Raw genomic sequence first — 13,428 nt, forward strand, 5'->3', positions numbered from 1 at the left:
TCCAGTTGGCGGATCGGTCACTTGTGCCCATCTCCGGCCTAGCGTGATCGCCGTGACCGACTCCTCCGCAACGTCCCGCCGGGGTTTCCTCCTCGGTGCCGCCGCGCTCGCCCTCACCCCGCAGCTCGTCCGCCAGGACCCGGCCGCCGCCGCGGCCGAACTGCCCGGCTTCCCCTCGGACGTCGAGCTGTACAGGTCGGTGTACCGCAACTGGGACGGAGAGATCACGGCGTCCGGCCTGTGGGCGTGCGCGCCGGCCGACGCGGAGCAGGTGGTGGCGGTCGTCAACTGGGCACGGCGGCAGGGCTGGACGGTCCGCGCACGCGGCCACTCTCACGGCTGGTCGCCCCTGACGATCACCCCCGGCACCGACTCGGACGCCCCGGTGCTGCTCGTCGACACGACCACGCACCTCACCGCCATGACCCTGGAGTCCACCGAGCCGGCCGCCGTCCGGGTGGGCTCCGGCGCCTCGCTGGAGGCGCTGCTGACCTTCCTGGAGGGCCACGGCCTCGGAGTGACCGCCTGCCCCGCGCCCGGTGACCTCTCCCTCGGCGGCGCCCTCGCGGTCGACGCGCACGGCACGGCCGTACCCGCGGCCGGGGAGACACGGCCGCCCGGTCACACGTACGGCTCGCTCAGCAACCTCGTGCTGTCGCTGACGGCGGTGGTGTGGGACGCCGGCAGCGACGCCTACGTCCTGCGGACCTTCCGGCGGGACGACGCGGACGGGGCCGCGCTGCTCACCCATGTCGGCCGCGCGCTGGTCACCGAGGTCGTGCTGCGGGTGGGGGCGAACAGCAATCTGCGGTGCCTGAGCCGGACCGACATCCCGGCCGGGGAGCTGTTCGCCCCGCCCGGCTCCGGAGGGCGGACGTTCGCGAGCTTCCTGGACGAGGCGGGGCGCCTGGAGGCGATCTGGTTCGCGTTCACCGAGTTCCCCTGGTTCAAGGTCTGGAGCGTCGAGCCGACCCGCCCGCTCACCTCCCGGCGCGTGACCTCGCCCTACAACTACCCCTTCTCGGACAACGTGCCGACCGTCGTCGCCGACCTCGTCGGGCGGATGGTGTCCGACGCCGCCTGGTACCTCGCGCCGGTGCTGGGCAACGCGCAGCTGACCACGGCCACGCTGGGGCTGACGACCACGTTCTCGGCGGACATCTGGGGGCCGTCGAAGAACACGCTCCTCTACCTGAAGCCGACCACGCTGCGGGTGACGGCCAACGGGTACGCGGTGCTCACCTCACGGGACCAGGTGCAGCGCGTGGTCTCCGAGTTCGCGGCGTTCTACCGGGAGCGGCTCGCCGCGTACGCGGCCCGGGGGCGGTACCCCGTCAACGGGTCGGTGGAGATCCGCGTGACCGGCCTCGACGATCCGGCGGACGTCGGGGTGGCCGGCGCCCGCGCCCCGCTGCTGTCGGCGCTGCGACCGCGCGCCGACCGGCCCGAGTGGGACACCGCCGTGTGGCTGGACGTGCTGACGCTGCCGGGAACGCCGGACGCGGAGGCGTTCTTCCGGGAGCTGGAGCGGTTCCTGCTCACCACGTACGACGGCGGCCACGCCCTCACCCGGGTCGAGTGGTCCAAGGGCTGGGGCTACACGGACGAGGCCGCCTGGAGCGACGAGGAAGTGCTCGGCACGGTCGTACCGGCGTCCTTCGACGACGGCGCGGGACCGGGCTGGGCCGGTGCGCGGGAGGTCCTGGACCGGCTCGACCCGCACCGGGTCTACGGGAACGCCTTCCTCGACCGACTGTTCCCGTGAGCAAATCTGGCGCACGGCCGGAGACAGCACGCCCCGCTCTCCGGCCGGCTCGCCGTCCCGATGTGCCTCACACCTTGCGCCAGCGCGCCATGGCGAACGAGAACAGCCCGAACAGGACCAGCCCGACCGCGACACAGGCCAGGAGCGCCGGGCCCGCGGGGGAGTCGGCGAAGGAGCGCAGGGTGTCGTCGAGACCCTTGACCTTGTCGGGCTCGTACTCGATCGCGGCGCGCACGGCGAAGACACCGGCCGTGGCGAACACCAGGCCGCGGGCGACCCCGCCGGCCACACCCGTGACGTCGACGAGGCGGCGCGTGCGCCGTGACATCTCGCCGAGCCGGAGATGCTTGTGATACGAGCGCATCGCTGCCCGTACGCCGATCCATCCGCCTGCGGCGATCACTCCGAGGCCCGCCGCGCCCACGAGCCACTGGCCGCCGGGGAGTTCGAGCGCGCGGGCCGTCACGTCCCGGGACTGCTCGTCGCTGGAACCGCCGCCCCCTCCGCCGCCGCCCCCGCCCGCCGCGAAGGTCAGCACCGAGTAGGCGACGAACGCGTAGAAGACGAAGCGCGCGGCGGACGCGAGCCGCTTGGTCCACTTACGGCCGTCGGGGCCCGCCGCCCCGAACACGGCCTCCGACAGCCGCCACAGCGCCATGCCCACCAGGCCGATGCCCAGGGCCCACAGCATCACGGAACCCAGCGGCTTCTCGGAGATCTCCTCCAGGGCACCCTGCCGGTCCGCCTGTTCCGAACTCCCGCCGAACGCGATCTGCAGGGCCAGCGCCCCGACCAGCAGATAGATGACGCCACGCGCGGTCAGTCCGGCGCGGGCCGCACCCTCGGTCGCCGAACCCCGTGCCGCGCGCCCGCTGCCCACCCCCAGAGTCGTCATCAGCCGCGCCCCTCCCGCCCCGCGACCCGCAGCTGGAGCTGGACCTCCTGGTCACCGGCCTCGACGCCGACCTGACGCACGGCGTACTCCTCCTCCAGCGCGGACCGCAGCAGCCGTACGGCCGGCGGGCTCCCCTGGACCTCCACCGTGACGGGCGCGGACGGCGGCTCGGGGTGCCGGCCGGCGCCCGTGGTGACGGCGGCGGCCGTGTCGTACATGCCGGTCCACATCGTGGGCCGGTCGGTGCCGGTCTCGTGCGGCGGGTCGTCGGGGCCCCGGTCGGACTCGAAGTGGGCGCGCAGACAGGCGAAGACGCGTTCGGCGTCCTGGGCGGAGCAGTCGCAGAGCACGACCTCCACCTGGGACACGGGCAGACTGGGCAGGGTCACGAGACTTCTCCCTCGTGTGAACGACAGGGTGCGGGTACCCCGGGTACCCCCATGGTGTGCTCGAAACGGGGTTCTCGCAGGTCGCGGGATTCGCCCGGCACCGCGCGGGCCGTGGGCTATGTTGAGTGCTCGTGGGAGACGAAGGAGGCGCGCGGGTGCCATCGCCGCAGCAGGCACGTGCGCAGGCATCAGCGATCACGTCGGGGCGGACGGCCGCGGACACCGAGCAGTCGCCCACGTCCCGGCTCAGGGAGCTGTTCGACGGCCCCCGGCTCTCCCCGGGGCAGCGGCGGATCGCCCAGTACCTGATCGAGCACATCACCGAGGCCGCGTTCCTGTCGATCACCGATCTCGCGGAACGGGTCGGCGTCAGCCAGCCCTCGGTGACCCGGTTCGCGGCCGCCGTCGGCTTCAGCGGCTACCCCGCGCTGCGGGAGCGGCTCCAGGCCATCGCGCTCGCCACCCTCGGCAGCGCCCCGGCGATCTCCGCGGCGGACCGCAGCAACGAACTGCAGGCCGCCGTGGACGCCGAGATCGAGAACCTGGAGAACCTGCGGCGCGACTTCGCCGACCCCGACCAGGTGATCGAGATCGGCCGTGCGCTGTCCCGCTCGGCCCCGCTGACCGTCCTCGGCCTCAGGATCTCCGGCGCGCTCGCCGAGTACTTCGCGTACGCCGCCCGCCGTATCCACCCCGACGTCCGGCTGGTGACGAAGGGCGGCACGGTCGCCTACGACGCGCTGCTGCAGTCCCGCGAGGCGGGGGGCACCTGGGTCCTGGCGTTCTCCATGCCCCGGCACGCGCAGGAGACGCTGACCGCGCTGCGGGTCGCCCACGGCGCCGGCCTGAAGGTGGCCCTGGTGACCGATCTGGCGCTCGGGCCGCTCGCGGACGAGGCCGACGCCGTCTTCGCCACGGGCACCGGCTCACGCCTGGTCTTCGACTCCTACGCGGCCCCCGTGATGATGTCCTCCGCCCTGCTCCAGGCCATGACCGACGCCGACCCCGAGCGCACCCAGGCCCGCCTGGAGGCGTACGAGCAGGTCTCGGAGCAGCACCAGTTCTTCCTGCGGGACTGATCCCGTTCGCCCCGGTCCGGCCCGGACAGCAGGGGATTATTCACGGCTTTCCCGACATGAATTTTTTCATGCCCTTGCAAACTCATCGGTATATATAAATACTGCTCGCGGATCGTGACCCGGGGGACTCCGGGGCACACCGTCCACCCGGGTCCGTCCGCTCCTACCCGCACGGCGCCCCGGGTGAGGCGGCCCCGGCCATCCCCTATGCCGGGGCCGCCCAGACTCCACACCCGTTGCACACAATGGCGTCGATGCAAGACCGGAGCGTTGAACATGGCCCTCACCTCCTCGCCCCTCCGCACGGACTGGCCGTGTCAGGTCAAGACACCGGGCAGTTACGACTGGGAGAGGTCCGCGGCCAAGTGGCTGCGCGAGCTGGTACCGGCCCGTTACGGCTCCTACCCGGCGATGATGCGCCACCCCGTGCTGCTGGCCCGCCACGCGCAGATCCAGGTCCAGCACGAGATCCGGGTCGCCCGCACCGCCCTGCAGACCGCCCGTTCCGAGCTGCCCAGCCTCGGCATGTCCGAGTCGGTCATCGAGCACACCATCAAGATGTACGCCGCCGAGGTCATGCAGCTGAACCACATGGCCCGCTCCATCCGGGCCGTCAGCCAGGCCCTCGTCGACCACAACCTGGCCCGCGCCGCGCACTGACCCGCCTCTCCCCCGCGCGTCGCGGTACACCGCGTCCTCGGGGGGAAGACGATGGACAGGCACCGGCCGGGCGGACCGCCCGGCCCGACAGAGGGGCGGGACCGATGGATTCCTGGACGTGGGTGATCGTCGCGGTCGCGGTGGTCGCGGCCGCTCTTCTCGGAGCGGCCGTCTGGCTGCTCCTGCGGCTCGTCCGCACCCGGCGCGAGCTGCGGCGGGCCGGGCTCCCCACCGGCCCCAAGTGGGTCTTCTGGGGTGCCGTGCTCTATCTCGTCCTGCCGACCGACCTGGTCCCCGACCCGGTCTACCTGGACGACATCGGGGTCCTGCTCCTGGCGATCAGGTCCATGCGTTCCGGCCGCCAGGACGCCATGGCAGCCCTGGAGCGGCAGGAGGGCACGGGAACCGCCCTGCGGGGATGAGACGTTGTCGGGCTGACGGTCACTGCGACGGACGGCGCCGATGAACGAGCTGGTACCCGGGGGCAACACCCCTCTGCCGAGCGGCCCCCTGACGATCAGGGTGCCGGGCCCCTTCGACGTCTCCGCCCTCGTGACCGACGACACCGGCAAGGTCCGCGGGGACGCGGACTTCGTCTTCTACAACCAGCCGACGGCCCCCGGCGCCCGGCTGTCCGGAGACACGCTGACGGTGAACCCACCGGGCCTGCGCCCCGGCGCCACCCGTCTCACCCTCGCGATCAGCCCGTCCGTTCCCGACACACCGTTGGGCCACCTGCCCGCACCCACCCTGCTCGTCACCGCCCCCGACGGCCGCCCGCTGGCCCGCTTCACCCCACCGAGACCCACCCGCGAGACCGTACTTCTGTTGGCGGAGCTGTACCGCAGGGGGCCGGTCTGGAAGCTGCGGGCCCTGGGCCAGGGGTACGCGGACGGACTGGCAGGGGTGGCACGGGACTTCGGGGTGGACGTACTGGAAGAGCCGCCGCCCCGTCAGGGGCGCGGAGCTGCGACATGTGCGGCTCCGCCGCATGGGCGCGCCCAGCCCCCACCGGCGGGTGTCGAACGTACTGCCTCACCACCCCCCACCCACGAATTCCTCAGCCTGGTCAACTCCACCCGCGCCACCGCGGGTTCCCCTCCGGTGACCCTGAACCCGCAGCTCACCACCGCGGCCCGGACCCACGCCACCGCGATGGCCACCCAGGGCCGCCTCGCGGCCGAAGGCAAGGACGGCGTCTCCGTCTACCAGCGCGTCACCACCACCGGCTACGCCTACCTCACCATCGGCGAACACCTGGTGTCCGGCCCCCGCACCCCCGCCGAGTTCGTGGACTACTGCCGCTCCGACCCCGAAGCCGGACGCACCCTGCACGAGCCCTCCTGGCGCGAGGCGGGCCTCGGCCAGGCCACGGACCCCCGCTCGGGCACCGTCTTCTGGACGGCGCTCTGGGCCCACCCCTTCTCCCCCGGCGGCCTGCACCGGACCGCGACCGACGTCATCACCCTCACCAACTCCGAACGAGCCGGGGCCGGCCTGCCCCCGCTCTCCCCCGACCCCCTTCTCACCACCGCCGCCCAGGCGCACAGCGCCGACATGGTGGCCAGGGCCTTCTACTCCCACACCTCCCCCGACGGACGCGAACCCTGGCACCGCGCGGCGGCGGCCGGTTCCACCCGCCGGTCCATCGGGGAGAACATCGCCTGCGGTCAGCGCTCCGCCGCGGAGGTGGTGCGCGGCTGGATGAACAGCCCCGGCCACCGGGCCAACATCCTCAAACCCGGCTTCACCCATATAGGTATCGGCTTCGCCGGAGGCGGCCCGGCCGGCACCTACTGGACCCAGCTCTTCGGCGGATGAAACCGAACCTTCGAACTGTCCCTCTTTCGAGTCGGGCAACTCACCTCCGCACTGCGCTACTTGACTCTCCGTTACCACTCGACTCCAATGCACCCTGTCGATGACAGCGGGTGACAGGAGACGGATCAGATGGTTTCGAGAACGGTGGGCACGGGTGTGGTGGCGCTGGGCGCGGTCGCGCTGTCGTTGCTGACGGTCCCCGCCCACGCGGCCCCGGCGGCGGGGCCCGACACGACCGAGCTGCGAAAAACGCTGCGCACAGCGCTGTCGCAGGGAGCGCCGGGCGCGTTCGCGCGGATCGACGACAACGGCAAGGTGCACCACCTGGCGGAGGGGGTCGCGGACCGGTCCACCAAGCGGGCCCTCGGCACCGGGGACCGCATCCGTGTCGGCAGCGTCACCAAGACGTTCACGGCGGTGGTCCTGCTGCAGCTGGTCGACGAGGGCAAGATCAAGCTCGACACCCCCGTCAACACGTATCTGCCGGGGCTGCTGCCCGACAAGAAGATCACCGTGCGCCATGTGCTCAGCCACCGCAGCGGACTGTACGACTACGCCAACACCCTCTTCTCCCCCAGCGTGGCAGGGTTCGAGAAGGTGCGGAACAAGGTGTTCACCTACCGTCAGTTGATGGACCTGTCGCTCGCCAAGCCGGTCACCAACAAGCCGGGCGCGTCCTACGCGTATTCGAACGCCAACTTCGTGGTCGCGGGCATGCTCATCGAGAAGCTCACCAAGAAGCCGGTGGCGACCGCGTACCAGGACCGGATCATCACACCGCTGAAGCTGGCGGACACGTTCTACGTCCACCCGAAGAACACGATCCCCGGCAAGCACTCGCGCGGTTACATGACCGCCGACTCCACCGGGAAGAAGATCGACTCGACGCTGCAGACGACGTCGTGGGCGCAGAGCGCGGGCGGTCTGGTCTCCGGTGCCAAGGACCTGAACAAGTTCATGTCCGCGCTGGTGCAGGGCAAGCTCACCTCGGCGGCCCGGCTGAAGGAGATGCTCAAGTGGACGCCGGTCAACAGCACCCAGGCGTACGGCCTGGGACTGCGCCGGCGCGACCTGTCGTGCGGGGTATCGGTGTACGGGCACACGGGAACCGTGCAGGGCTACTACACCTGGGCGTTCACCTCGAAGAACGGCAAGCGCAGCGTGACCTCGTTCGCCAACACGTCCAACAACGGCACCGTGTACGCGACGGTGAACAGCACGCTGGAGTCCACCTTCTGCGGCTGACTCAGCCCGCTCGGCCCCGGTGGCGGCCCGGGCGCCGGTGCGGGGGCCGGTCCGGCGCCGGGCCGGGTCGTTTCAGGGCCGGGGCGTCCGGGCGCCGGGGTTCGTCCCCGTCGAGGGTCCGCCAGGGGAACGCGGCGCCCGTCAGGCCGAGTTGGGCCGCGCGTTCACGGGCGGCGGGCAGGGTGGGTGGGGGTTCCCACTGGGCGGGAATCAGTGGGCCGCGCGGGTGAGAACCCCTCTCACCGGCGACTGATGCTGCCGCCGCCGTGGGCACGGCCGAGGGCGTGGAGGTGTTCGAGGGCGTCCAGGACGACGGTCCGGTCGTACCAGGCCAGCCACTCGCCCGCCTCGGCGCCGGCGACGGCCAACGCCTTGAGCTGAGCTCGTGTCGGCCCCTTCTGCGGGCGCTCGAAATGGGCGGAGACCATGCCCACGCACAGCCCGGAGGCGGTGATGAGCGGCACGCTGTGGCACGCGCGGCTGCCCGCGTGGAGGATGGCGGAGCGGGCGTCCTCGGTGAACACCGCGTCCGTGGCCACGTCCTCGACGGTCACCTGGGCGACGTCCCGCGCGGCCTTGGCGCAGGAGGTGCCGCCGTCCCCGACGTACGCGAAGAAGTCGACGAAGTCCGGTGTGAGTCCCGTGTGCCGCTCGATGCGCAGTCCGCCCTCGGTGCGGTCGGCGATCTGCACGTTGCCCATGTCGGTGCCGACGATCGCGAGGGTCTGGCTGAGGACGGCGGTCAGGACGCGGCTCCGGTTGCCGCGTCCGGCGCGGCGGTCCTGTTCCTCCTCGAAGCTCAGGGCCGGCTCGGCGTGCCGGGCCCGGCCGGGGAACCACAGCGCGCCGCGGTCATCGGGACGTGGCGCGCCCACGGCGGCCTCGGCGAGGGTGCGCAGCTTGACGTTGTACTGCTGTGAGGCCCGCTGGAGCAGCGCGAACGCGGTCTCGGCGTCCGGCAGGGCGTACCGCTCCCGCAGCATGCCCTGGGCCTGGGCGACCAGCGGCCGGCCCTCCATCCGGGTGCGCAGCTGCCGCACCTCGGCGCGCAGTCGCGCCAGTTCCTCCCGCACCGCCTCGTCGTCGCCGTCCGGCTCCGACCAGGGTCTCGCACGCATGGGCACCTTCCGCTTCGCTCGCTTTCCGATGGCAGCAGGGGTCGTCTGCCCGGTCCGGGCGCCAGTACGCCGGGCGGGTCTACCGTCTTCCCCATGCCTGTCACCTTCGACGACCTGCTGCGTCGCGCCGCCGCCCTGGTCCGCCCCGACCGTCGTGCCCTCCTCGGTGTCGCCGGCGGCCCCGGTGCGGGGAAGACCACTCTGGCCGAGCGGCTGATCCGGGAGCTCAACGGCGGCGGCGAGCCCTGGGTCGCCCATGTCCCCATGGACGGTTTCCATCTGGCCGACGTGGAGCTCGACCGCCTGGGCCGCCGGGACCGCAAGGGCGCGCCGGACACGTTCGACGCGGCGGGGTACGCGGCCCTGCTGGAGCGGTTGCGGGGTGACGAGGACGACGTCGTGTACGCGCCGGGGTTCGAACGGACCCTGGAGCAGCCGATCGCGGGGTCGATCCCGGTCCCGCCGTCCGCGCGTCTGGTGGTCACCGAGGGGAACTACCTGTTGGTGAAGGGGGAGCCCTGGTCGCGGGTCCGCTCCCACCTGGACGAGGTGTGGTTCTGCGACCTCGACGAGGCCGAACGCGTCCGGCGTCTGGTGGCCCGGCACGAGGAGTTCGGCAAGGGGCACGACGAGGCGGTCGCCTGGGTGCTGCGCACGGACGAGCGCAACGCGGAGCTGGTGGCGTCGACCAGGCCGTACGCGGACCTGATCGTGCCGGGGTCGGCGATGCCCGCGGTGGACTCGGGAGCGTAGGAGCGGGCCGGGGGAACGAGACAGCCCGACGTCGTCAGGAACGTCGGGCTGCCGGCTCGTGGGGCCCGTCGTCGGGCCGCGGGGTCAGGCTCGCAGGGTCAGTGTCGGTTCACCTCGGTGGTCGCCCGCCGGGTCGCCGATCACGGCGGTGAAGGCCTCCGTACGGACCCTCAGCCCCTCCGCGACACGGTCGAAGGTGGGGGCGAAGACCTCGCCGGAACCGCCGTAGCGGACGGCGAAGACGGTGAGGTCGTCCGGCGCGCCCGGTGCGGGGGTGGCCTCGACGGCCGTGGAGGCGACCAGGTGGGACCAGCCCTCGTCGGGGTTCCCGTAGCCGCGGGGGTCGGCGGCGAGGGCGAAGGCGGCGCTCTCCTGGGTGGTGTCGGCGCGGGCGTCGAAGAACTCCGGGCCCTCGGCGGCCGGATGGGTCAGCCACAGGTCCCCGGCGGAGGCGACGTCGGCGTCCGCGATCCGGCGCAGGCCCTCGGCGCTGTCCGCGACGTACGGCAGTCCGGCGAGGAGGTACGGCTCCCCGGGCAGGCGCTCGACGACGACCGTGGTCCACAGCCGGGTGCCGTCGGTGGCGTACAGGGACCGGACGTGCCGCAGGACGTGGTCGCGGGTGACGACGGGCTTGGTGACGAGCTTGGCCGCCAGGCCGTGGGCGCGGACGTCCCGGACCCGGGTCTCGCCCATGGGGCGGCAGAGCAGGAAGCCGTCGACGACCGGCCCGAAGCCGTGCTGGCGGTTGACTGCGGCGGGGAGGAAGTACGTCCCGTCGGCCTCGACCAGGGCGGGTGTCATCCTCGAGTCGAAGGCGACCGAGACCCGGCCGGCGCGCAGTTGGTGCCGGACCGGATCGGTGGACGGGGCGCGGTGCCAGGGCGTGGTGTCCTGGATCTGCCAGACCAGCATCCACGCGAAGTGGCCGTCGACCCCGCCGTCCGGATTGACCGCGTGGCGGCCCCATCGGGTGTCGCCCCGGTAGCGGCCCAGGTCGGCGCCGACACGATGGCCGAAGTAGCGCAGGCCGAGCACGGACTCGAAGCCGGAGTGCTGTTCGCTGTAGCGGGGGCCGCCGTTGTCGAAGCCGCCGACCGTGAGGCGTGCGTCGATGTAGCGGGCGAGCGCCTCCCCGTCCTCGGCGAAGATCTGCTCGCCGCTCACCAGGTGGGCCTGGGCGAGGAAGGACAGGGAGATCGGGCCGTAGTTGTTGTCGTAGGCGCCGCCGTGCTCGGGCGGGAGGAGAGCGCCCCGGTCGCGTACCCGGTGGGCGCGGATCTCGTCCACGTACAGGGCGATGGCCTGCTCGCGGATCCGCCTGCCGTCCTCGGGCGGAAGGTGGCGGGCCAGCATCAGGCCGCCGACGACGCAGCCGATGGCCTGGTTGCCGGCCTCCTGCGGGTTGAAGAAGGTCGCCTCGGTGAGCCAGCGCCAGTAACCCCGGCTGGTCTCCCGCAGGGCGTGGGTCTGCTCCTCGGTGAGAAGGCCGTCGGCGAGGTCGAGCAGGTTGACGGCCTGGAGCAGCGCCCAGACGGTGCTCGGCCAGTCGCCGATGGGGTGGGCGCCGGGCGCCAGGGTGTAACGGGCGTACGGGAAGCCGGAGTCGCGGATCCGGAGGTTCGGGTAGCCGGGGTTGTCGTCGGTGAAGACGCGCTCTTGGAGGTGGAAGTCCGTGCTGCGGCCGACCGCTCCGGGCAGGCGCGGGTCCTTGGTGCGCTGCCAGGCGAGGGCCAGCAGTGAGGTGATGCCGAGGGAGGTGTCACCGATGTCGTCGACGCATGCGGGGTGTTCGAGGTTGCCTTCGGGCGTGATCCGCTCCAGGGCCTGCTCGACGACGTCGGCGAGGACCGCGTCGTACGCCTCGGGGCTGTCCGGCAGGTCGTGCAGCGGGCCGAGCTGGCGTGGGAGATGCACGGGAGGGGACGTGAGGTGCACGGGGATCAGTCCTTCAGCCTGTGGTGGCCATGGTGTGGTTCGTGGGAGTCACACGGCGGGTGCGGGCCGGCGGGCACGCAGGGTGAGGGTCAGTGTCTGCGGCCCGTGCCCACCGAGGTAGACACGGTTTCCGGTCGTCGCGTCGGTGCCGCCGACCACGGTGTGGTCCTGCCCGGGGTCGTAGCGCAGTACGTCGCTCCGGTCCGGTCCGGCGAGCGGTTCGCCCGCCTCGACTTCGGCCTCGACCCGGATCTCGTCGTCTCCGACGCGGTAGGTCATCGGTCCGGTCGTCAGGCACCAGCGTCCCTCGCCGATCGGTTCGGCTCCCTCGGCCACGCCGCCCGGCCGGAAGGTCAGTTCGAGGGCCCAGGGCAACCGGGGTCCGCTGATGTCGATCCGCAGGTCGGCGCCGTCGTCCCGCAGGTCGACCTCGACGTGGGTGGTGTGGGAGACCTCGTCCTGAGGGCGGTCGGGGAAGGCCATCGCCGCGGAGAAGCGGCCCTCGTCCACCAGGGGGTAGGCGCCGTCTTCACGCCTGCGGTCCTTCGGGAGCGGCTGGTAGTAGGCGGTGGTGAGGGTCTGGGTGAGCCGGTACCGGTTGTCGGCGAGCCGTTCCATGTCGGCGGCGCGGAACGGGCCCAGGTCGAAGAACACGCGCGACAGACGCACCGCGTCGAGGACGGCGTCACCCGCGAACAGGCGCAGGAAGGTGGGGTTGCAGGCGAGGCCCGAGCGGATGCGCCGGTGCTCGGGCACGTCGGAGCCCCCGTACACCACGGTGTGCGCGGTCGCGGAGGCGTGTGCGGCGAGGCGTGCGGTGGTGAGGTACCGGGCGCGGGGGAGCTTCTCCGCGTCCGGGGCCGGCAGGGCGCGGCACAGATCCGGGGTGAGGAGGGTCTGGGCGAGCAGGTCGGGGTCGACGATGCCGTCGGCGACCGCGAGGCGGGCCGCGCGGGCGAAGTCGCCCCGTCCGGTGCGGATCGCGAGCAGCCGGTAGTGCGGCAGGTAGGGCCACAGCGCGAACGACAGCCTCTGGTCCTGGCGGCGCGAGTGGACGGTCTCCACCGTGCCGTCCGGCCTGATCAGGTCCAGGGTCGCGGTGAGGTTGCGTTCGACGGCGTCCAGCAGGTCGCTGCGCCCGAGCACCTCGGCCAGCAACAGCAGCGCCGGGTTGGTGACGATGGACGCGTAGACGGCGCTGCGTTCCGAGTAGAGGCCGTCCGCGTCGATGTCGACGCCCTCGGCGAGCCACTCCTCGACGCGGGCGAGCAACCTGTCGTCCGGGAACGACCTGTGCAGCCGCGCCAGCGCCGCGGACAGCTCCCAGCGGTGGTTCGGGGTGTGCACGCCGCCGGTCAGAAGACTGCCGGTGGCGGCGCCGGCGATCTCGGCGAGCGCCGCGGTGACGTCGTCCAGTTCCGGCCCCGCGCCCACGGCGAGGACGTGCGCGTCGCACACGTCGTTGACGGTGAACGCGGAGTCCGGCGGCGACTGCACGTTGTCGCCGCCCGCGAAGAGGCCGGAGGCCGTCTGCAGGGACCGCAGGGCACGCAGGTGGATCAGCGCGGCGGCGACGGCCCGCTCGCTGCCGTGCAGGGCCGACTCCGGCGAGCGGTACGCCGCGATCAGGGTCTTCACCCGGCGGGCCAGGGCGCGGTGCGGCCCGATGAATTCCGCCGACGGGTCGGCCGCGAGCTGGGCGGCCGACCCGTCGGCGGCGAGCGCCGCCGCGCGGACGAACTCGTGGTCGAGCGGGGTGGGCAAG

The 13,428-nt window shown here is 72.5% G+C and carries 12 protein-coding genes; 7 read left to right on the forward strand and 5 right to left on the reverse strand.

The window, feature by feature from the left end:
* Positions 1-52 precede the first annotated feature (52 nt).
* A complete protein-coding gene (locus ACZ9QC_RS02365; protein ID WP_472918559.1) occupies positions 53-1,765 on the forward strand; it encodes a cholesterol oxidase substrate-binding domain-containing protein in 1,713 nt (570 codons plus the stop codon).
* A 67-nt stretch (positions 1,766-1,832) separates the two neighbouring features.
* Here ACZ9QC_RS02365 and ACZ9QC_RS02370 read toward each other — a convergent pair whose 3' ends face one another.
* Positions 1,833-2,660, reverse strand: coding sequence for a DUF1206 domain-containing protein (locus ACZ9QC_RS02370; RefSeq protein ID WP_472918560.1), 828 nt, complete (start codon positions 2,658-2,660; stop codon positions 1,833-1,835).
* Positions 2,660-3,049, reverse strand: a complete 390-nt coding sequence (locus tag ACZ9QC_RS02375; RefSeq protein WP_472918561.1) for a hypothetical protein — start codon at positions 3,047-3,049, stop codon at positions 2,660-2,662. The genes ACZ9QC_RS02370 and ACZ9QC_RS02375 overlap by 1 nt, the downstream gene beginning before the upstream one ends.
* 155 nt (positions 3,050-3,204) lie before the next feature.
* On the opposite strand from ACZ9QC_RS02375, the gene ACZ9QC_RS02380 reads away from it, so the two are divergent.
* The 5 genes from ACZ9QC_RS02380 to ACZ9QC_RS02400 all read left to right on the forward strand — a co-directional run bounded on the left by ACZ9QC_RS02380 (position 3,205) and on the right by ACZ9QC_RS02400 (position 7,854).
* Positions 3,205-4,128 (forward strand): MurR/RpiR family transcriptional regulator, encoded by a 924-nt coding sequence (locus tag ACZ9QC_RS02380; protein WP_467336751.1) that lies wholly within the window; start codon positions 3,205-3,207, stop codon positions 4,126-4,128.
* A gap of 276 nt (positions 4,129-4,404) precedes the next feature.
* Positions 4,405-4,788 carry a hypothetical protein gene (locus ACZ9QC_RS02385; RefSeq protein ID WP_220644624.1) on the forward strand — a complete coding sequence of 128 codons (384 nt, stop codon included), beginning with the start codon at positions 4,405-4,407 and terminating at the stop codon, positions 4,786-4,788.
* Between the two features lie 104 nt (positions 4,789-4,892).
* Positions 4,893-5,210: a YkvA family protein gene (locus ACZ9QC_RS02390; RefSeq protein ID WP_472918562.1), complete on the forward strand. Its 318-nt coding sequence runs from the start codon at positions 4,893-4,895 to the stop codon at positions 5,208-5,210.
* Between the two features lie 40 nt (positions 5,211-5,250).
* Complete coding sequence (locus ACZ9QC_RS02395) at positions 5,251-6,609, forward strand: CAP domain-containing protein (protein WP_472918563.1); 1,359 nt, start codon at positions 5,251-5,253, stop codon at positions 6,607-6,609.
* 129 nt (positions 6,610-6,738) lie between these two features.
* A complete protein-coding gene (locus tag ACZ9QC_RS02400) occupies positions 6,739-7,854 on the forward strand; it encodes a serine hydrolase domain-containing protein (protein ID WP_472918564.1) in 1,116 nt (371 codons plus the stop codon).
* A gap of 239 nt (positions 7,855-8,093) precedes the next feature.
* On the opposite strand, the gene ACZ9QC_RS02405 is transcribed toward ACZ9QC_RS02400, so the two are convergent.
* The gene (locus ACZ9QC_RS02405; RefSeq protein WP_472918565.1) at positions 8,094-8,972 is read right to left on the reverse strand and encodes an ANTAR domain-containing protein; all 879 of its coding nucleotides are present in this window, start codon (positions 8,970-8,972) and stop codon (positions 8,094-8,096) included.
* Positions 8,973-9,065: 93 nt separating this feature from the next.
* Here ACZ9QC_RS02405 and ACZ9QC_RS02410 point away from each other — a divergent pair, with 93 nt between their 5' ends.
* A complete protein-coding gene (locus tag ACZ9QC_RS02410) occupies positions 9,066-9,725 on the forward strand; it encodes a nucleoside/nucleotide kinase family protein (RefSeq protein ID WP_472918566.1) in 660 nt (219 codons plus the stop codon).
* A gap of 84 nt (positions 9,726-9,809) precedes the next feature.
* On the opposite strand, the gene ACZ9QC_RS02415 is transcribed toward ACZ9QC_RS02410, so the two are convergent.
* Positions 9,810-11,642 (reverse strand): hypothetical protein, encoded by a 1,833-nt coding sequence (locus ACZ9QC_RS02415; protein WP_472921985.1) that lies wholly within the window; start codon positions 11,640-11,642, stop codon positions 9,810-9,812.
* 69 nt (positions 11,643-11,711) lie between these two features.
* Positions 11,712-13,427 (reverse strand): hypothetical protein, encoded by a 1,716-nt coding sequence (locus ACZ9QC_RS02420; RefSeq protein WP_472918567.1) that lies wholly within the window; start codon positions 13,425-13,427, stop codon positions 11,712-11,714.
* Between the last annotated feature and the right edge of the window lies 1 nt (position 13,428).

The sequence above is a fragment of the Streptomyces sp. HUAS MS02 genome (genome assembly GCF_055702265.1).